Origin of the sequence: Mycoplasma sp. P36-A1 (assembly GCF_049478495.1) — a bacterium.
In the GTDB taxonomy this organism is placed as follows: Bacteria; Bacillota_I; Bacilli_A; order JAJDGJ01; family JAJDGJ01; genus P36-A1.
In genome coordinates this window covers 352,812-373,058 of the sequence record NZ_CP168083.1, presented here as the reverse complement: position 1 = coordinate 373,058, position 20,247 = coordinate 352,812, and the positions used below count along the sequence as shown (strand labels likewise).

The 20,247-nt window shown below is 33.3% G+C and carries 10 protein-coding genes, 1 tRNA gene and 4 rRNA genes; 4 read left to right on the top strand and 11 right to left on the bottom strand.

Translation table 4 applies throughout. The features are described from left to right. Positions 1–31: 31 nt before the first annotated feature. The 4 genes from ACD762_RS01630 to ACD762_RS01615 all read right to left on the bottom strand — a co-directional run bounded on the left by ACD762_RS01630 (position 32) and on the right by ACD762_RS01615 (position 7,794). Positions 32–1,589 (bottom strand): 16S ribosomal RNA (locus tag ACD762_RS01630). 1,367 nt (positions 1,590–2,956) lie between these two features. Then, positions 2,957–3,065: ribosomal RNA gene (rrf, locus tag ACD762_RS01625) — 5S ribosomal RNA — on the bottom strand. Between the two features lie 38 nt (positions 3,066–3,103). Further along, positions 3,104–5,977, bottom strand: a 23S ribosomal RNA gene (locus ACD762_RS01620). A gap of 259 nt (positions 5,978–6,236) precedes the next feature. Beyond that, a 16S ribosomal RNA gene (locus ACD762_RS01615) occupies positions 6,237–7,794 on the bottom strand. Together the 16S, 23S and 5S rRNA genes form the textbook arrangement of a ribosomal RNA operon. Positions 7,795–8,077: 283 nt before the next feature. Between ACD762_RS01615 and ACD762_RS01610 the strand changes: the two genes are divergently transcribed. After that, on the top strand, positions 8,078–8,689 hold the full coding sequence (locus tag ACD762_RS01610; protein WP_423364142.1) for a class D sortase: 612 nt from the start codon (positions 8,078–8,080) through the stop codon (positions 8,687–8,689). 123 nt (positions 8,690–8,812) lie between these two features. Continuing rightward, a complete protein-coding gene (locus ACD762_RS01605; RefSeq protein ID WP_423363416.1) occupies positions 8,813–10,402 on the top strand; it encodes an IS1182 family transposase in 1,590 nt (529 codons plus the stop codon). Positions 10,403–10,551: 149 nt separating this feature from the next. Here ACD762_RS01605 and rbr read toward each other — a convergent pair whose 3' ends face one another. The 4 genes from rbr to ACD762_RS01585 form a co-directional block, all read right to left on the bottom strand. Next, positions 10,552–11,094, bottom strand: a complete 543-nt coding sequence (gene rbr / locus ACD762_RS01600) for a rubrerythrin (protein WP_423364141.1) — start codon at positions 11,092–11,094, stop codon at positions 10,552–10,554. A gap of 124 nt (positions 11,095–11,218) precedes the next feature. Next, positions 11,219–12,337 (bottom strand): resuscitation-promoting factor, encoded by a 1,119-nt coding sequence (locus ACD762_RS01595; RefSeq protein WP_423364140.1) that lies wholly within the window; start codon positions 12,335–12,337, stop codon positions 11,219–11,221. Positions 12,338–12,412: 75 nt separating this feature from the next. Further along, positions 12,413–13,369, bottom strand: a complete 957-nt coding sequence (locus tag ACD762_RS01590; protein ID WP_423364139.1) for a DMT family transporter — start codon at positions 13,367–13,369, stop codon at positions 12,413–12,415. 160 nt (positions 13,370–13,529) lie between these two features. Further along, positions 13,530–13,913: a RidA family protein gene (locus ACD762_RS01585; protein WP_423364138.1), complete on the bottom strand. Its 384-nt coding sequence runs from the start codon at positions 13,911–13,913 to the stop codon at positions 13,530–13,532. A gap of 175 nt (positions 13,914–14,088) precedes the next feature. Between ACD762_RS01585 and ACD762_RS01580 the strand changes: the two genes are divergently transcribed. After that, a complete protein-coding gene (locus tag ACD762_RS01580) occupies positions 14,089–15,129 on the top strand; it encodes an AI-2E family transporter (protein ID WP_423364137.1) in 1,041 nt (346 codons plus the stop codon). 45 nt (positions 15,130–15,174) lie between these two features. On the opposite strand, the gene ACD762_RS01575 is transcribed toward ACD762_RS01580, so the two are convergent. Genes ACD762_RS01575 through msrA form a run of 3 tightly spaced genes read right to left on the bottom strand, consistent with a single transcriptional unit; the run spans position 15,175 to position 19,853 of the window. Further along, positions 15,175–16,422, bottom strand: a complete 1,248-nt coding sequence (locus tag ACD762_RS01575) for a hypothetical protein (protein ID WP_423364136.1) — start codon at positions 16,420–16,422, stop codon at positions 15,175–15,177. Between the two features lies 1 nt (position 16,423). Further along, the gene (locus ACD762_RS01570) at positions 16,424–19,327 is read right to left on the bottom strand and encodes an acyl-CoA dehydratase activase (protein ID WP_423364135.1); all 2,904 of its coding nucleotides are present in this window, start codon (positions 19,325–19,327) and stop codon (positions 16,424–16,426) included. Positions 19,328–19,355: 28 nt separating this feature from the next. Beyond that, positions 19,356–19,853, bottom strand: a complete 498-nt coding sequence (msrA, locus tag ACD762_RS01565; protein WP_423364134.1) for a peptide-methionine (S)-S-oxide reductase MsrA — start codon at positions 19,851–19,853, stop codon at positions 19,356–19,358. Positions 19,854–20,083: 230 nt separating this feature from the next. Between msrA and ACD762_RS01560 the strand changes: the two genes are divergently transcribed. Beyond that, positions 20,084–20,159 (top strand) — tRNA-His (locus tag ACD762_RS01560). Positions 20,160–20,247 lie beyond the last annotated feature (88 nt).

Below are 20,247 nucleotides of genomic sequence, written 5' to 3'. Positions count from 1 at the left end.
CCTTTTTCAATCCAGCCTTCTTTCTCCTTAGAAAGGAGGTGATCCATCCCCACCTTCCGGTAGGGATACCTTGTTACGACTTCACCCCAATCATCAATCCCACCTTAGGCGACTCCTTCATTGCTGTTAGGTCATCGACTTTGGGTGTTATCAACTCTCGTGGTGTGACGGGCGGTGTGTACAAGGCCCGGGAACGTATTCACCGCGGCATTCTGATCCGCGATTACTAGCGATTCCAGCTTCATGTAGTCGAGTTGCAGACTACAATCCGAACTGAGATCAGCTTTTTGAGATTTGCTTGCCCTTGCGAGTTTGCTTCTCTTTGTACTGACCATTGTAGCACGTGTGTAGCCCAGATCGTAAGGGGCATGATGATTTGACGTCATCCCCACCTTCCTCTAGCTTGTCACTAGCTGTCTTGTTAGAGTCCCCACCTTATATGCTGGCAACTAACAATAGGGGTTGCGCTCGTTGCGGGACTTAACCCAACATCTCACGACACGAGCTGACGACAACCATGCACCACCTGTCTTAGTGTTAACCTCCACTATGCTTCCATAGCTTCGCACTAGATGTCAAGATCTGGTAAGGTTCTTCGCGTTGCTTCGAATTAAACCACATGCTCCACCGCTTGTGCGGGCCCCCGTCAATTCCTTTGAGTTTCACTCTTGCGAGCATACTCCCCAGGCGGAGTACTTAATGCGTTTGCTTCAGCACTGGGTTGCCCCAACACTTAGTACTCATCGTTTACGGCGTGGACTACTAGGGTATCTAATCCTATTTGCTCCCCACGCTTTCGTGCCTCAGTGTCAGTTACAGACCAGAAAGCCGCCTTCGCCACTGGTGTTCCTCCATATATCTACGCATTCCACCGCTACACATGGAATTCCGCTTTCCTCTTCTGTACTCTAGTTATGCAGTTATCATGGCATTATGGAGTTGAGCCCCATTCTTTAACCACAATCTTTCATAACCACCTGCGCACCCTTTACGCCCAATAATTCCGGATAACGCTCGCCACCTACGTATTACCGCGGCTGCTGGCACGTAGTTAGCCGTGGCTTTCTGATAAGGTAATGTCAAGTGCAAAGCATTTCCTCTTTGCAGTTTTCCTCCCTTATAACAGAGATTTACAACCCGAAGGCCTTCTTCTCTCACGCGGCATTGCTCCATCAGGGTTGCCCCCATTGTGGAAAATTCCCTACTGCTGCCTCCCGTAGGAGTCTGGGCCGTGTCTCAGTCCCAGTGTGGCCGTTCACCCTCTCAGGTCGGCTATGCATCGTCGCCTTGGTGAGCTTTTATCTCACCAACTAGCTAATGCACCGCAGGTCCATCCTTTAGTGAAGCTTGAAAGCTTCTTTTAATCTTCCACCATGCGATGGTTGATATTATCTGGTATTAGCAGTCGTTTCCAACTGTTGTCCCAATCTAAAGGGTAGGTTACCTACGTGTTACTCACCCGTTCGCCACTAAGAAAATGATCCAAGTTTAAAATGCAAGCACTTTATTCTTGGTTTTCTTCGTTCGACTTGCATGTATTAGGCATGCCGCCAGCGTTCATCCTGAGCCAGGATCAAACTCTTCATATTAATTTATTGACAGGATAATTGTGTTATCCATTTGTTTTGATTTCCTGACTGAATTGAATTGACAGTTCTGTTTAGTTTTCAAAGATCGTTGCGTTTTATTACTTTCGTTTTTCAACGCCCATATATAATAACAATTTAAACACTATAGGTCAACGCTTTTTTGCTTTTTTTTTGCTTTTTTTACTTATTTTCTTTTCTTTTATAATTCTATAGTTTTCTTTAATGTATTTTGCCTTTTTTTTATCATTTTTCTGCTTGTTTTTTCTTGCTTTTCTTCTTTTTTCTTTTCTAGTTAACCATTTCTAATTCTTTTCATTTCTTTTTTATTTTTTTCAATTGATAATATTTTTTCATTTGCACTATTTGTTAATAATTTCACAAACTTTTATGCTTTTACTTTTATCCACAGTTGTTTTTAGACTTTATTTATTTCTTCTTTATTTTATGTTTTACCTTCTTTTTTTAGTGTTTTGGGGATAAGTTTAGTTGATTATTCTATTTTTAATAGTTTTAAGCTAATTTTATCAACACTTATAAATACTAGCATTAGAATATAATCTTATAATAATTTAATTTTTTGTCCTTATTCTAGTATTTTTAATCTTTTTTTGACTATTTAGCTAGCTATATTAAAAGTTATCTACAATAATACTAAACGAATACTTCTTAGTAAACTTTCTTAACAAGTAATTTATTAACTGCTTTTAGTTTTAGATACTAATCTAAAATTAAGATAGTTGCCACAATTATAGCTATTAGTACTATAGATGATACTTTATATCATTGTTTATCTATTTAAGCTTATACTTGCTTATTTAAGCTTGTATCAAGTTATTTTGCTCTTTATTTTACTATAAGAAGCTCTATCTTAATTAATAACTAGCTGTTTTTTTAAAAGACCACTAAATAAAGGCTGCTTTTACTCATAATCATTACTATCCAGTTTTATTAATTATGTTTTAATTCTATAATTTATTGAATGGAAATAATAGCTTCAAGTAATAATAATACAGTAGTTGTTAAATAGTTAGTGTAAAAAATATCTTTATAATACTTTTTACATCACTACTAGATTCAATACTTTTTATTTAGCTTAACTACTTAAGTAGTTATCAAATTAATACCAATATAACTTTATCATTTATTAATAATATAAGCAGCTCTTTTTTAATTAATATTATAAATCAACTCTTTTAAGAAACACTTCTATTTTTAACATCTTAGATCTAGGCAATAATATAATTAATTAAAAAAACAGCCCAAAAAGCTGTTTTATCTTGTATTAAATCATGTATCAAATTGTATAATTACATCCCTTTTGATCAAAGAGACATAAAAAAAAGCCCTTTTAAGGGGGCTCTTACTTTGCCTGGCGATGTCCTATTCTCGCACTTTCGTACTACATTCGGCGCTAAGATGCTTAACTTCTGTGTTCGGTATGGGTACAGGTGTGTCCATCTTGCCATCAACACCAGACTTTGTAAAGTCTTTGCTGAATAATATTAGTCTTTTTCAAGGTTAAGTCCTCGACCTATTAGTAACACTCAGCTTAATACATCGCTGTACTTACACATGTGTCCTATCTACCTTGTAGTCTTCAAGGGGTCTTACTTATTGGGATATCTCATCTTGAAGTAGGCTTCCCGCTTAGATGCCTTCAGCGGTTATCCTTTCCCTACTTAGCTTTCCAGCCATGCCACTGGCGTGACAACTGGTGCACCAGAGGTAGGTCCATCCCGGTCCTCTCGTACTAAGGACAGCCCTTCTCAAATATCCTACGCCCACGACAGATAGGGACCGAACTGTCTCACGACGTTCTGAACCCAGCTCGCGTACCGCTTTAATGGGCGAACAGCCCAACCCTTGGGACCGAATTCAGCCCCAGGATGCGATGAGCCGACATCGAGGTGCCAAACCTTGCCGTCGATGTGAACTCTTGGGCAAGATCAGCCTGTTATCCCCAGGGTAGCTTTTATCCGTTGAGCGACGGCCATTCCATTCTGCACCGCCGGATCACTATGCCCGACTTTCGTCCCTGCTCGAGTTGTTGCTCTCGCAGTCAAGCACCCTTTTGCCATTGCACTCTTTGCATGATTTCCATCCATGCTGAGGGTACCTTTGGGCGCCTCCGTTACCTTTTAGGAGGCGACCGCCCCAGTCAAACTGCCCACCAGACACTGTCCTATACCCCGTTTAGGGGTTCTAGTTAGAGATTCAATATATCAAGGGTGGTATCCCAACATCGCATCAATACACACTTGCGCATGTATCTCTTTTGCTCCCACCTATCCTGTACATAATATACTAAATCCCAATATCAAGCTACAGTAAAGCTCCATGGGGTCTTTCCGTCTTGTCGCGGGTAACCTGCATCTTCACAGGTACTAAGATTTCACCAAGTCTATTGTTGAGACAGTGCCCAAATCGTTACGCCTTTCGTGCGGGTCGGAACTTACCCGACAAGGAATTTCGCTACCTTAGGACCGTTATAGTTACGGCCGCCGTTTACTGGGGCTTCGGTTCTGTGCTTTGCATTGCTGCTAACACTTCCCCTTAACCTTCCAGCACCGGGCAGGCGTCACCCCCTATACTTCGTCTTACGACTTTGCAGAGAGCTGTGTTTTTGGTAAACAGTCGCTTGGGCCTATTCACTGCGGCTTATATTTCTATAAGCACTCCTTCTCCCTAAGTTACGGAGTCATTTTGCCGAGTTCCTTAACAATAGTTCTCTTGCTCACCTCGGAATTCTCTTCCTGACCACGTGTGTTCGTTCTCGGTACGGGCATTGTTACAATTAGCCATAGAAGCTTTTCTTGAAAGCTGGCATCGGGTGTTCTTGATTGCTCAATCTTGTCTAGTCTTTAGATTATGTACTACGGATTTGCCTATAGTACTCCTTCTACTAGCCTACTAACATCCATCTCGCTAGCTCACCCTAGCCTTCTTTGTCACTCCTTCTGTTGTAACAACGGTGCAGGAATCTCTACCTGCTGTCCATCGACTACGCTTTTCAGCCTCGCCTTAGGTCCCGACTTACCCTGGGCGGACGAGCCTTCCCCAGGAATCCTTAGTCAATCGGTGTAAGGGATTCTCACCCTTATTCGCTACTCACACCGGCATTCTCACTTCTAATCAATCCACTCACTCCTCACGGTATGGCTTCTTCTCAATTAGAACGCTCTCCTACCACATTTCTGTCCTCAGCTTCGGTGTTATGCTTAGCCCCGGTAAATTTTCGGCGCAAAGTCACTCGACTAGTGAGCTGTTACGCACTCTTTGAAGGATGGCTGCTTCTAAGCCAACCTCCTAGCTGTCTGTGCAACTTTACATCCTTTTCCACTTAGCATATACTTTGGGACCTTAGCTGGAGATCTGGGCTGTTTCCCTTTCGACTACGGACCTTATCACCCATAGTCTGACTCCTGATCATATCTTTCTGGCATTCGGAGTTTGATTATACTCAGTACCCCATGCTGGGGCCATCATACATTCAGTGCTCTACCTCCAGAAGACTCTTATCAAGGCTAGCCCTAAAGCTATTTCGGAGAGAACCAGCTATCTCCAGGTTCGATTGGAATTTCACCCCTAACCACAGCTCATCCTCGCACTTTTCAACGTGCGTAGGTTCGGTCCTCCATTTAGTGTTACCTAAACTTCAACCTGGCCATGGCTAGATCACCTGGTTTCGGGTCTATGACTACATACTTTGCGCCCTATTAAGACTCGCTTTCGCTTCGGCTCCATATCTTCTATTTAACCTCGCATGCAATCATAACTCGCCGGTTCATTCTACAAAAGGCACGCTATCACCCTTTAACGGGCTCTAACTTTTTGTAAGCATATGGTTTCAGGTTCTCTTTCACTGCCCCTTCCGGGGTTCTTTTCACCTTTCCCTCACGGTACTGGTTCACTATCGATCACTTGGTAGTATTTAGCCTTGCCAGATGGTCCTGGCGGATTCCAACAGGATTTCTCGTGTCCCGTTGTACTCAGGATTCCACTTTGTGTTGAAGTAATTTCGCCTACGAGGCTTTCACTCTCTTTGACTTACCTTCCCAGGTAATTCGGCTATCACTCGCTCACTCTATTGTGGTCCTACAACCCCGCATCGCTGCGGTTTGGGCTTCTCCCCGTTCGCTCGCCGCTACTAGGGGAATCACTTTTGTTTTCTTTTCCTCTAGGTACTAAGATGTTTCAGTTCCCTAGGTCTGCCTTGTCATGCACTATGTATTTATGCATGCATTTAGTTATCTCTAACTATGGGTTCTCCCATTCGGATACCCCTGACTACGAGTGTTATCCTCTTATCAGGGCTTTTCGCAGATTACCGCGTCCTTCTTCGGCTCCAAGTGTCTAGGCATTCACCATACGCTCTTTCTTCCTTAACCTTACTTTTTTTTCAAGTTTATTCTTGCGTTTTTTTGAAAGTTTCGCTCTTTCTTTTGCTTGTTTTTTGTAAAATCTTTAGTATTACCCACTCCAATAAACAGAAATTCCTTCCATTTATTTTTGTTTGTCTTACTTATCTATCTTGTTTGTTTTCTAATATTATTCAGTTGTCAAAGATCTTTACTACTTAAGAAGTCTTTTCGACCTCTCAAAACTAAACAGTACTGCCTTTTTCAATCCAGCCTTCTTTCTCCTTAGAAAGGAGGTGATCCATCCCCACCTTCCGGTAGGGATACCTTGTTACGACTTCACCCCAATCATCAATCCCACCTTAGGCGACTCCTTCATTGCTGTTAGGTCATCGACTTTGGGTGTTATCAACTCTCGTGGTGTGACGGGCGGTGTGTACAAGGCCCGGGAACGTATTCACCGCGGCATTCTGATCCGCGATTACTAGCGATTCCAGCTTCATGTAGTCGAGTTGCAGACTACAATCCGAACTGAGATCAGCTTTTTGAGATTTGCTTGCCCTTGCGAGTTTGCTTCTCTTTGTACTGACCATTGTAGCACGTGTGTAGCCCAGATCGTAAGGGGCATGATGATTTGACGTCATCCCCACCTTCCTCTAGCTTGTCACTAGCTGTCTTGTTAGAGTCCCCACCTTATATGCTGGCAACTAACAATAGGGGTTGCGCTCGTTGCGGGACTTAACCCAACATCTCACGACACGAGCTGACGACAACCATGCACCACCTGTCTTAGTGTTAACCTCCACTATGCTTCCATAGCTTCGCACTAGATGTCAAGATCTGGTAAGGTTCTTCGCGTTGCTTCGAATTAAACCACATGCTCCACCGCTTGTGCGGGCCCCCGTCAATTCCTTTGAGTTTCACTCTTGCGAGCATACTCCCCAGGCGGAGTACTTAATGCGTTTGCTTCAGCACTGGGTTGCCCCAACACTTAGTACTCATCGTTTACGGCGTGGACTACTAGGGTATCTAATCCTATTTGCTCCCCACGCTTTCGTGCCTCAGTGTCAGTTACAGACCAGAAAGCCGCCTTCGCCACTGGTGTTCCTCCATATATCTACGCATTCCACCGCTACACATGGAATTCCGCTTTCCTCTTCTGTACTCTAGTTATGCAGTTATCATGGCATTATGGAGTTGAGCCCCATTCTTTAACCACAATCTTTCATAACCACCTGCGCACCCTTTACGCCCAATAATTCCGGATAACGCTCGCCACCTACGTATTACCGCGGCTGCTGGCACGTAGTTAGCCGTGGCTTTCTGATAAGGTAATGTCAAGTGCAAAGCATTTCCTCTTTGCAGTTTTCCTCCCTTATAACAGAGATTTACAACCCGAAGGCCTTCTTCTCTCACGCGGCATTGCTCCATCAGGGTTGCCCCCATTGTGGAAAATTCCCTACTGCTGCCTCCCGTAGGAGTCTGGGCCGTGTCTCAGTCCCAGTGTGGCCGTTCACCCTCTCAGGTCGGCTATGCATCGTCGCCTTGGTGAGCTTTTATCTCACCAACTAGCTAATGCACCGCAGGTCCATCCTTTAGTGAAGCTTGAAAGCTTCTTTTAATCTTCCACCATGCGATGGTTGATATTATCTGGTATTAGCAGTCGTTTCCAACTGTTGTCCCAATCTAAAGGGTAGGTTACCTACGTGTTACTCACCCGTTCGCCACTAAGAAAATGATCCAAGTTTAAAATGCAAGCACTTTATTCTTGGTTTTCTTCGTTCGACTTGCATGTATTAGGCATGCCGCCAGCGTTCATCCTGAGCCAGGATCAAACTCTTCATATTAATTTATTGACAGGATAATTGTGTTATCCATTTGTTTTGATTTCCTGACTGAATTGAATTGACAGTTCTGTTTAGTTTTCAAAGATCGTTGCGTTTTATTACTTTCGTTTTTCAACGCCCATATATAATAACAATTTAAACACTATAGGTCAACGCTTTTTTGCTTTTTTTTTGCTTTTTTTAAAAAAAATCGTTTTTTTAAGTTAGATACATCATTCTTACATATAGAAATTTTATTTTAGTTATTATTATATGCTATAATGTTTCTATTGAGGTGAAAAAATTGAGAAATAAAAATAAGAAAAAAAGTCCTATAAATACACTACTGAACATTATAATAATTTTATGTTTGGCTGGAGCTGCTTATTTTGCTGGTAAATATTTTTATGATATTTATCAACAAAAACAAAATGCTTCTGTCGCATTAGTTAAGGCTAATAAAACTTTAAAAACTAAAGAAGATGTTAGAAAGAAAAAGAAAATTGATATTGGAACAGTTTTAGGTGTTTTTAAAGTTGATGGACTAATTGATGAAACTCCAATTATAGAAGGAGATAATCTATATGAGGCAATGGCTCATGGTATTGGACATGTACAGACTACAAGATTACCAGGTACTGGTAATGGTATTATTGCTTTATCTGCACATAGAGAAACATTTTTTAAGCCATTAAAAGATATGAAAATTGGTGATATTATTACTGTTAAAATGCCTTATGGAACTTATAAATATGAAGTAAAAAAATCTATGATAGTAAACCCTGATCAAGGTGCTTTAGTATATAGTGAAGAAAATGTTAATACTGAAAGACTTGCATTAATTACATGTTATCCATTCAGTGCATTTTCAACACCATCACAAAGAATAATATTCTTTGCCGATTTAATTGAATAAAAATATATACTATATAAATAAAAAGGGGCTGTAATGCATTAGCATATATAGTCCCATACAATAAAAGGAAGAATGTTTACTCAATGTAGAGAAAACATTCTTCCTTTTTAGTATAATTGATATATGAATACCGAATTACTCAATAACAATTATGCTTTTAATTATAAACCAGTTCAGCTTATTTTACCACTAGAAGTAGAAGTAATTTCACCAGCTGATGATGTAGTACATTCATTTGTAGAACTAATGAAAGGATTTAATTTATCAAAATACATAACTCGATCATACCATAGAGGTAATCAAGGGTATGATCCTACAATGATGTTACTAGTTATTTTATTTGCATATACTAACCAAATTTATTCTTTAAGAAAAATAGAACAAGCATGTAAAACAGACATACGATTTATGAGTCTTTGTAATATGAAGACTCCATCTCACAATGCTTTCGCAACATTTATAAATGAAAATTTAGTTGATAAAAATATAGAAAATATATTTTATGATATAAATAAATATATTATCTCTTGTGATGATTCAATTGATACTTCAAAACTTTATATAGATGGTACTAAATTTGAAGCCAATGCTAAAAAGACTAGTTTTGTATGGCGTAAAGCTGTTGAAAAATTTCAACAAAAACTATTTACTAATGTTTCAACTTTCATAGTAGAATATAATAAATGTTATGATCAATATTTTCCAGTTAAAAATAAATATAAATCAACATACTTAAAAACAATAGTAGAAGATATTGAAATAAATATAAAAAAACAAAAAATTGAGTTTGTTTATGGAAAAGGATCTAGAAAACACGATTTACAAAGAAAACATGAAAAAATAAATGATTATTATTCAAGATTAGCTAAATATGAAGAACATTTTAAAATATTTGAAAATAGAAACAGTTACTCTAAAACTGATCATGATGCCACTTTCATGCACATGAAATATGATTATTATAACAATACTGGAGTTTTTAAACCAGGGTATAATATCCAAGTAGGAGTTTCAAGTGAATATATAATGGTTGCAGATATATTTCAGTGTGCCAATGATTTGAGAACATTCATTCCATTAATGGATTTGTATAAATCTAAATATAAAAGTTATCCACAGTATCCAGTAGGTGATGCTGGATATGGTAGTTTTGAAAACTATAAATATTGTAAAGAACACAATATGGAATTAACTTTAAAATACCCATTATTCAATAAAGTTAATTTTGATAAAACTTTTGTTAAGAAGAAAAAATATCAAGCTATTAACTTTAAAACATCAGAAAATGGATTCAAAATTTGTCCTGAAAATCAAGAGTTTAATGTTTTAATAAGTGAAAATATAATAGATGTAAATGGCTACGGAAAAAAACAATATAAATATGAATGCACTAAATGTAATGACTGTCCAGTCAAATCAGAATGCACTAAAGCTGCAGGAAATAGAATGATAACAGTTACACCTGAGCTTGAAGAAATGTACAAAAAAGTAAATGAAAACCTTACAGGAGATTTTGGTAGTAACTTAAGAAAACAAAGAAGTATCCAAGCAGAAGGAACATTTGGAATAATTAAACAAGATTATCAATACACTAGAATACATAGAAAAAAGATAGAGAATGTCAAAACTGAGCTTTTACTAATATGTATAGGATATAACATAAAAAAATATCATAATAAAAAAAGCAGAATTAAGCTTAATTGATATATTTAAACTGAATATCGTGATAGGCTTTTTAATAATGCCTTTTTTTATGAAATATACTAATAACTGAACAAATTCTGTATTAAAACTAAAAAAGCTATAATGCATGATTATTAAATCAATGCATTACAGCCCCTTTTTTAATTGTTAAATTTTTATTAGAAATCAAAGTTTTCAATTTCCATATATGATTGTGGATGTTTACACACAGGACATACCTTAGGTGCAACTTTACCTTTATGTTGATGACCACATTTTTTACATACCCAAATTTTTTCTTCTGGTTTAGTAAATACTGATTCATCTTTAACATTGTCAAATAATTGTTGATATCTTTCTTCATGTGTTTTTTCAATTTTTCCAATTAATTCAAATTCTTTAGCTATTTGATCAAATCCTTCTTCTTTTGCATCTTTAGCAAATTGTGCATACATTGATGTCCATTCATAATTTTCACCTTTTACACAATCTAATAAATTTACTTCAGTTGTTGGAATATCTCCACCATGTAAATATTTAAACCATATTTTAGCATGTTCTTTTTCATTATCTGAAGTCATTTGGAATAAATCACCAATTTGTTCATATCCATCTTTTCTTGCTTTTTTTGCATAAAATTCATATTTAACTCTAGCTTTTGATTCACCAGCTAATGCTTCCATTAAATTTTGTTCTGTTTTAGTTCCAGCTAAATCTTTCATATATAATACCTCCCATTTCAATGATTATATTATACCAAATTTAGTAAAATATTGAAAAAGATATGTTAAAGATTTTTACAAAAAAAGAAACTGGCAGATTAAACCAATTTCTTAATTATAATTATTATCTTAAGCCTAATTTAGCAGTACAAGCTGGCCATTGTCCCCAACCTGATGCTTTTTGTAAATAAGACGCTACTTTTATTTGTTGTGCTCTTGATGCATTTTGAGGCATTGATACAGTTACACCAACTTTAGGTGCTACAGATTGCCAAGTAGATGCCATAAACTGTAATCCACCATAAAATCCATTACCTGTATTTGCTGCCCAGTTACCACCAGATTCACACTTAGCTAAATCATCCCATACAGAATCTCCAGATTCATAATTTGTAGAAGATGCTGTAGATTTAGTACCTTTTTCTATTATTTTCTTTTGTCCTTCAACTAAAACTTTAACTGTTTTAGTAGTAGTTTTATCTTTTTTTCCATTTACATATGTTGTAGTTACTTCTTGAACATATTTTTTAGCAATACCTTTTTGCTTAACTTTAGTAGTTCCTGCAGCTAGTTTGCTGTTATTAACATAAGTAGTCGTATAGTCTTTAGTTTTTTCAACTTTTTTGGTTACAGTTTTAACTAAATCTATAACAAAATTATTAGTGTTTGTAAGTAATACCTCTTTAGGTTTATCATATTTAGCAACTTTATAAGAATAATCTGATCCTAATTTAGTTAATTGAGCTTTTTGCTCTTCAAGAAATTCAGCAAGAGTATCTGCATATGTATTATATGTTTTTTTCTCTCCACTTATAGTTGCAGTTATATTTTTTTGCGTTGAAATTTTTACAACTTGATTTTCTTGAACTAATGTATTAAGGTCATCAGCATTCTTTACTTTAATTTCTTCTGCATGAATATTAGTTGATAGTTTGTCTAGTAACATTGAATTAATAAAGTGGTTTGTTTTTTTGGTATATTGTTGTCCATCTAGTATTAATTTGATACTCTTATTTTTACCAAACACTCCTACAAAAATTGCCATAGCAATTAAAACTACTAACATACTAAGTTGAATAATTCTTCTTTTACTTAAGAATTCTTTTACAAAATTTGGTTTTAATGCTTTTTCTTCTAATAAGAATGCCCCATTATTGGATTGATCTTTATTAGATTTATTTTTATTATACTTTGCATTAATTTTAGTTAGCTTAAAATTTTCACTCTTTTTAAATTTATTCAATCGTATCACTTCCATTTCTCAAACATTATACTTCACTATTTTTTAAAGGTAAAGAAAAGACATAAATAAAGCATTTTATATACTGCTTTTGTTCACATCATCTTCAGGGTCTCTATTTTTTGAAAAGTCAAAATTAAAACCTGTTTCTGCCCAAATAATTCCAATAGTAATGATAATACCACCAATTATTAATCCACTTGAAAAAGGTGTACTTCCAAGAACAATTGCAAAAAAAGTTGCAAATAAAGATTCAGTAGAACAAATAATTGCAGTATTTGAAGCTGATACATATTGTTGGGCAACTAAAATTGCACCAAAAGAAATTATTGTTGGGAAGATAGCCATGAATACTATAGGTAATATAGTTGGTTGTAAATTTTCCATAGGAATATTTAAAGGATTACCATCAACTATTAAACTAAATATAAACGATAATACAGTACTTGTTAGTAATTGAAATATTAACAGTGTAATTGGATCTTCATCCTTTACAAAAATATCTGATAATATTATTTGAGCTGCAAATCCAAAAGCACATATTAATGTAAGAAAGTCACCAAATGTTAAATTAAGTTGACTGCTTAAAGAAGTTAATGAGTTTGATAAATTGAAAATATCTATATCAAAGACTAAAAAGAAAAAGCCTATTAGCATTACTATTACACCTTTTAATATGTGTAATGGCGGTTTTTTCTTAAATAAAACCCAACCAATTAATGGTACCCATATTACATTTGTAATTGTTATAAATGCATTCTTAGGTACAGTTGTTTGTGCAAGACCATAATTTTGTGCTGTCATTGCAAAGAAAAAGGCAACACCTATTAATACTCCGTAAATAATACTTTTTTTACTTACTTTGAGCCATTTATTTCTAAATAAAACCATACAAATTATACTAGCAATTCCAAATCTCATGAATTGCATTTGTACTGGACTTATGTATTTATTTGTTACATCTGTAGCAACAAAACCCATACCCCAAAACATTGCTGCTAGAATTAATAAAATATTAGCTTGATAAGTTTTCATACACATTTCCTCCTTATTTTCATTACTATGAATATAACAATAAAACAACAATCTTACAACCCCTTAAGTAAAAATGTTTACAAAACAAGCTAATGTTAAAATTTCAAATTTTAATTAGGCATAAAAAAAAGTGTGAATAATCACACTTTAATATATATATTTATTCTTTAGTAGCTATTACAGAGATTTCTACTCTTACATCTCTTGGAAGTCTAGCAACTTCTACACATTCTCTTGCAGGTTTGTGACCTTCAAAATATTCTCCATACGCTTCATTAATAACAGGGAATTCATTCATATCTTTAATAAAGATAGTTGCTTTAACAACATCAAATTTTGTATAACCAGAATCCTTTAAAATTGCATCAATATTAGCAAGTGATTGTTTTGTTTGTTCAACAATCCCTCCTTCAACTACTTCCATAGTTTCTGGGTTGAATGGTACTTGTCCAGATACATATAAAGTTCCATTAGCTTCTACAGCATGAGAATATGGTCCAATAGCTGCTGGTGCATTATCACTAAAAATAATTTTTTTGCTCATTTTATTCACCTCATAAAGTCCTTTCAGTTTTCAAGACAATGTCTTGTAACTCCATTATACTAAATAAAATGCACATGTTCAACTGCCCAAATATGTATTTGTAAAGAACTGATAAAAGTTTTATACAATGTCATAAAATGATGTTATAATTACTTTGAAAAGAGGTGCATACTGTATGTTAAAGCAGATGTTTAAAATCATCTTATTCTTGTTAATATTGCTTTTGATTAACTTACTAAGTCCTGCTTATACAAATATATTAAATATAGTATTATCAAATTTAACTAATGTTTTTATTGGAGCTGGTATTGCATATATAAGTTATCCACTTGTAGTTAAATTAAAACAATTAGGTGTTAATACTGTAATTTCTAATATTATTACTATACTAGTATTTTTTAGTTTATTTATTGCCATTGGCTTACTAGTATTACCATTACTTTATAGTCATGTAATAAAGTTAATTGAATTAATACAACATTCTTCAACATCTTTATCTTGGATAGATGATTATCCTCAAGTTAAAGAAATATACAACTACATAGAACCTTATTTTGATAAGATAGCACAATCTATTTTAAATTGGATCGCATCAGAAACTTCATCTATAGTTGGAACATCTACAAAGTTGATAACAGACGCCTTTATAATTGTTTGTTTATACATTTATATCCTAATAGATGCTCCTAGAATAATAAAATATATTAAACGAAAATTAGGATATAATACTAAAAGATATAAATTTGTTCAAGAATTAGATGATCAACTTCGATTGTATATTAAAAGTGTAGCTTTAATTATAGCTATTACAGTAGTAGAATATGCAATAGTATATAGTTTAATAGGTCATCCAGACTGGAGAACTTTAGCTGCATTATGTGCTATTGCAAACTTAATACCTTATTTTGGAGGAATAATAGTAAATATAATCGCTTTAATAACAGCTGCATTTGTATCACAAGAGTTGTTTCTTAAAGTTCTAGCTTGTGTTTTAATCTTACCTAATATTGAAGGTAATGTTATCAATCCAATAATACATAAAAAGCGAACAAATATATCGCCTATAATTGTTTTACCTTCTTTGTTTATTGGTAGTGGTATCCTTGGATTCATGGGAATTGTTATTACATTGCCTATTTTAATTTGTATAAAAGTATTTTATAAATACTACGCTAAAGATGTTAAAAATTTTATTAACTATGTTTACGCATCATAATAATAATAATAATAACAACAAAGAGGTGCAATTTGCACCTCTTTGTTATTGTTCTTGTAATTTCATTTTAGCATTCATAACCAATAATTTAACTCTGTTTTCTTGGTTAATTTTACTTGCACTTGTATCATAATCAATTGATGCAAGGTTTGCATATGGGTATTTGTTTTTTATTGATTTAAACATACCACGAGCTACAATATGATTTGGTAAGCAACCAAATGGTTGTGTTGTTATTACATTTTCTACTCCACTTTGGATTAACTCTATTATTTCTGCCGTTAATAACCAACCTTCTCCAACATGAGTACCTTGTCCTAAAAAAGGAGTAGCTAAATTTCTTAAATCTCTAAAATCTAAACTTTTTCTAAAGCGTGTATTAGTAAGTGCTTTATTTATTTTCTTTCTAGGGGCTTCAACATAGTATGATAATAGGTTAAAAATCTTTGCTTTAATCTTAGATCCTCCATACTGTGAAATATCAAAAGATGTTGATTCAAAGGTATATAAAATAAAATCTACAATACCTAAAGTGACAACTTCACAACCTTCACTTATTAAAAAATCTTCTAAGTTATTATTTCCTAATGGTGAATACTTAACATATATTTCTCCAACAATTCCTACTTTAGGCTTTTTTATATTACTAATTTCAATATTTTCATAGCTAGTTATCATTTCTTTAACTATTCTTTGTATATATACATCTGATATCATTTTTTTACTAGCAAAAATATCAATCATATTATCAAGCCATTTATCACTTAACTCTCTTGTTTGATTTTTATTAATTTCATAAGGAATTGTTTGGTTGTGTAAAGACATTAATAAATCGCCAATAGTTAAGGCTTGAATAAGCTTTTTCATTAATGCAATATTCATTTTAAAACCTGAATTACTTTCTAAGTTAGCAGCATTTAATGATATAACTGGTATAAATTCATAACCAGCTTTAGCCAATGCTTGTCTTAGTAAATGAATATAATTACTAGCACGACATCCTCCACCAGTTTGTGTAATTATCAGCGCTATTTTATGAACATCATATTTACCGCTTTTTATAGCATCAAGAAATTGTCCAATAACATATATTGCTGGCACACAAGTATCATTATGGACATACTTATTACCTAGATAGGCAATATTAGCATTGTTATTTTTTAATACTTCTGCTTTATATCCAAATGATTTTAAAGTTGAAGCAAATAAATCAAAATGGAAAGGAGCCATTTGTGGCATTAAAATCGTATATTCTTTTTTCATTTCTTCTGTAAATTCTATTCTTTGTACCATACTATTCCCCCATTACATTTATTAAACTTCTCAATCTAATATTAGCACTACCAACATTAGATATGTCATCTATTTTTATTTGTGTGTATAGTTTATTACTTTCACTTAAAATATTCTTTACTTCATCACTAGTAATAGCATCTATTCCACATCCAAAAGATACTAGTTGTACTAGATTAATATTATCGTATTTTGCAATACTATGCGCTGCATTATACATTCTATTGTGATATGTCCATTGATTTAAAACATTAGTCTTTTTAGTATCATCTAATCTAAAACTATCTTCACTCAAGACAACACAGCCTAAATCATTTATTAATTTATCAATACCATGATTTATTTCCTCATCTATATGATATGGACGACCTGCTAATACTAATGCATTTTTATTATTAGTAATTACATCATTAATAACAGCTTCTCCTTCAACAAAAACTTCATTTCGATACATATTTTGTTTTTCTTTTGCTTTATCATAAGCTATTTTAATATCTTTTTTAGAAAATCCTAATTCTTTTAAACTTTGTTCCATAACTTTAATAAAAGCTTTTTTATTATCTAATGTAATATATGGCATAAAATAATTATGCTTGCTAAGATCTAAGTTAGCTTTTATCAATTCTGGATAACAACCAACAACTGGACAATTATAATGATTTTGTAGATTACAAGATTCATTTTCATTATATGGCATATTAGGATAGAAAATATTCTTAATACCTTTATCTTGTAAATTTATTATATGACCATGTATTATTTTAGCTGGATAACATACTGTATCACTTGGTATTGTATGTTGTCCTTTTTTTATTAGATTCATAGATGTTTTATCACTAACAATTACCTTTGTATTTAACTGATTAAAAAAGCCAATCCAAAAAGGAATATTTTCATACATGTTTAATCCTCTAGGTATTCCTATTACCGAATCATAATCCTTTTGATTATCGATATAAGATTGTAATAATTCATTTTTAAAAGTATACATATTTGCTAGATTACTACTAGTAGTCTTTTTCTTTAATGGTTTAGAACATTTATTATTAGCAATAAAGTTTTCTCCCGTACTAAATTTAGAGACAGTCAAAGAACAATGGTTTGGACATAATTTACAAGTTACATTACTGGCTTTATAGACAAAATCTTTTAAACTTTCATAACTAATAATACTAGAACTTGCTAAGTTTTGTTCTTTAGCTATTAAAGCTGCTCCATATGCTCCCATTAATCCTGCAATTTTTGGTCTGATTACTTCAAAGCCTATTTCATCTTCAAATGCTTTTAAAATAGCATCATTATAAAATGTGCCTCCTTGAACTAAAACTTTAGTACCAAAGTTTTCTTTAAAATCAGTTGCTCTTATTACCTTGTATAAAGCATTTTTAACAACAGAAATTGCTAAAGAAGCTGAAATATCTTCAATACTTACTTGCATAGCTAGTGCTTGTTTTATTCCACTATTCATAAAAACAGTACATCTTGTTCCTAAATCTATTGGTCTTTTAGCATTTTTAGCCATAACTGCAAAATCTTTTACATTATGACCTAATGATGAAGCATAAGTAGAAATAAATGAACCACAACCACTTGAGCATGCCTCATTTAAAACAATAGATGTTATTACTCCATTATCTATTGTAAAATACTTCATATCTTGACCACCAATATCAAGAACAAATTCTACTTCAGGTAAAAAATGTTTAGCTGCTTCATAGTGACAAATAGTTTCTACTTGTCCACCATCAAGTTTAAAGGCATTTTTAATTAGTTGTTCTCCATAACCTGTAGAGTATGCTCCTTTTATCTCTATATCACTATTTAATCGATAAATATTTAGTAATTCCTTTTTGACTATATCTAAAGGATTACCCTCATTATTACCATAATATTCATATAATAATTTATCATCTTGAGATATTAAGACCATTTTAGTTGTAGTACTTCCAGCATCTATACCTAAATAAGCATCACCTTTATAACTCTTGATATCTTTTACTTCAATATTATGATCATGTCTTTTTAAAAACTGTTGATAGTCTTCTTCATCTTTAAATAATGGATCTAAAAATTTTTGAGAATCATCTGCTTTTATATTTTCTAGTCCTTGTAATAAGTCTTTTAAATTAAGTTTTTGTTCAGTATCATAAATAGCACAACCATAGGCTACAAATAATTCAGAATTCTCAGGAATAAAGCTTTCTGTTAAATTTAAAGTTTCATCAAATCTTTTTCTAAGTTGACTACTAAATGTTAATGGTCCTCCTAAATAACAAACCTTACCTTTTATTTCTCTACCTTGAGCTAGACCTATTATTGTTTGATTAACTATTGCTTGATAAACACTTATTGCTACATCTTCTTTAGTAGCTCCTTGATTCAATAAAGGTTGAATATCGTTTTTAGCAAAAACACCACATCTACTTGAAATATCATAAATTTTATTAGCATTGCTTGCTAATTCATTCATCTGACTAACATCCACTTTAATTAATTGTGCCATTTGATCAATAAAAGCTCCTGTACCTCCAGCACAAGTACCATTCATTCTTTGTTCTATATTTCCATTATCTATAAATATTACTTTTGCATCTTCTCCGCCTAATTCAATAATAACAGAGACATCATCATATAATTTATTTACTGCATAAAATGCACAACTAACTTCCTGAATAAAGTTCATCCCAAACTTTTTAGACAAACCAAGTCCTGCACTACCTGTAATATTAAAGTAAACCTCTTCTTCATTGCACTCACTCAAAAAATCACTTATCAATCTACTAAGTGTCTCATTTATTTTAGAATGGTGTCTTTCATACACCTTGTAAATTACTTCTTCATTTTTAATAGCAACTAACTTAATAGTTGTACTTCCCATGTCAACTCCTAAAGTTACATTTGACATCTATTCCACTCCCTAACAAATCATCTTATTATTTTAATTCATTTTCATTTATTTTAGAAAAATTAACATGGCAATAACCACTTGGATTCTTTACTAAATAAGCTTGATGATAATCCTCAGCATGAAAGAAACCATTTTCTAATTCTACTTCTACAACTATTGGTTTATTATACTTAGCTTGTTCATTCATGATAAAATTATCAATTATAGTTTTATCATTAATATCAGTATAATAAACTCCTGTTCTATATGATACACCTACATCATTACCTTGTTTATCTAAACTTGTAGGATCTATTATTCTAAATAGATGTTCTAATATTTTATTTAAGTCAATGATGTTTTCATCATAAAATATTTCTACACCTTCTTTTGCTTGAAAGACTCCTGAACAAACTTCTTCATAAGTAAGCTTGTACTTAGTACCATTCACATAGCCAACACTAGTCTTTTCAACACCTTTTAATCTTCTAAAGTATTCTTCTACTCCCCAAAAGCAGCCACCGGCTACAACTATCCTTTTCATAAACATCCCTCTTTTCTTACTAAATCAATATTTTAACACATATAAATTTTAACATATAGATATTTTATAACTATAATACTAATATAATTCTATATTACTAGTAAACTTGTTTCAAAGATTTAGCTATATATTCTAAAAAACACTAATAATAAAAGAAATGTCGATTTTTTACGGTTTTATCTTTACAAACTTTTCTATTTATTGTATTATATATTTGTCGTTAAAATATGGCGGATGTGGTGAAGTGGTTAACACAACGGTTTGTGGTACCGTCATGCGCGGGTTCGATTCCCGTCATCCGCCCCATATAACAATTTACTCCTTAGTTATAAGGAGTTTTTTTATACTTATACTATATACTATATATATTTATTATAAACTTAGCTTTTGTTAA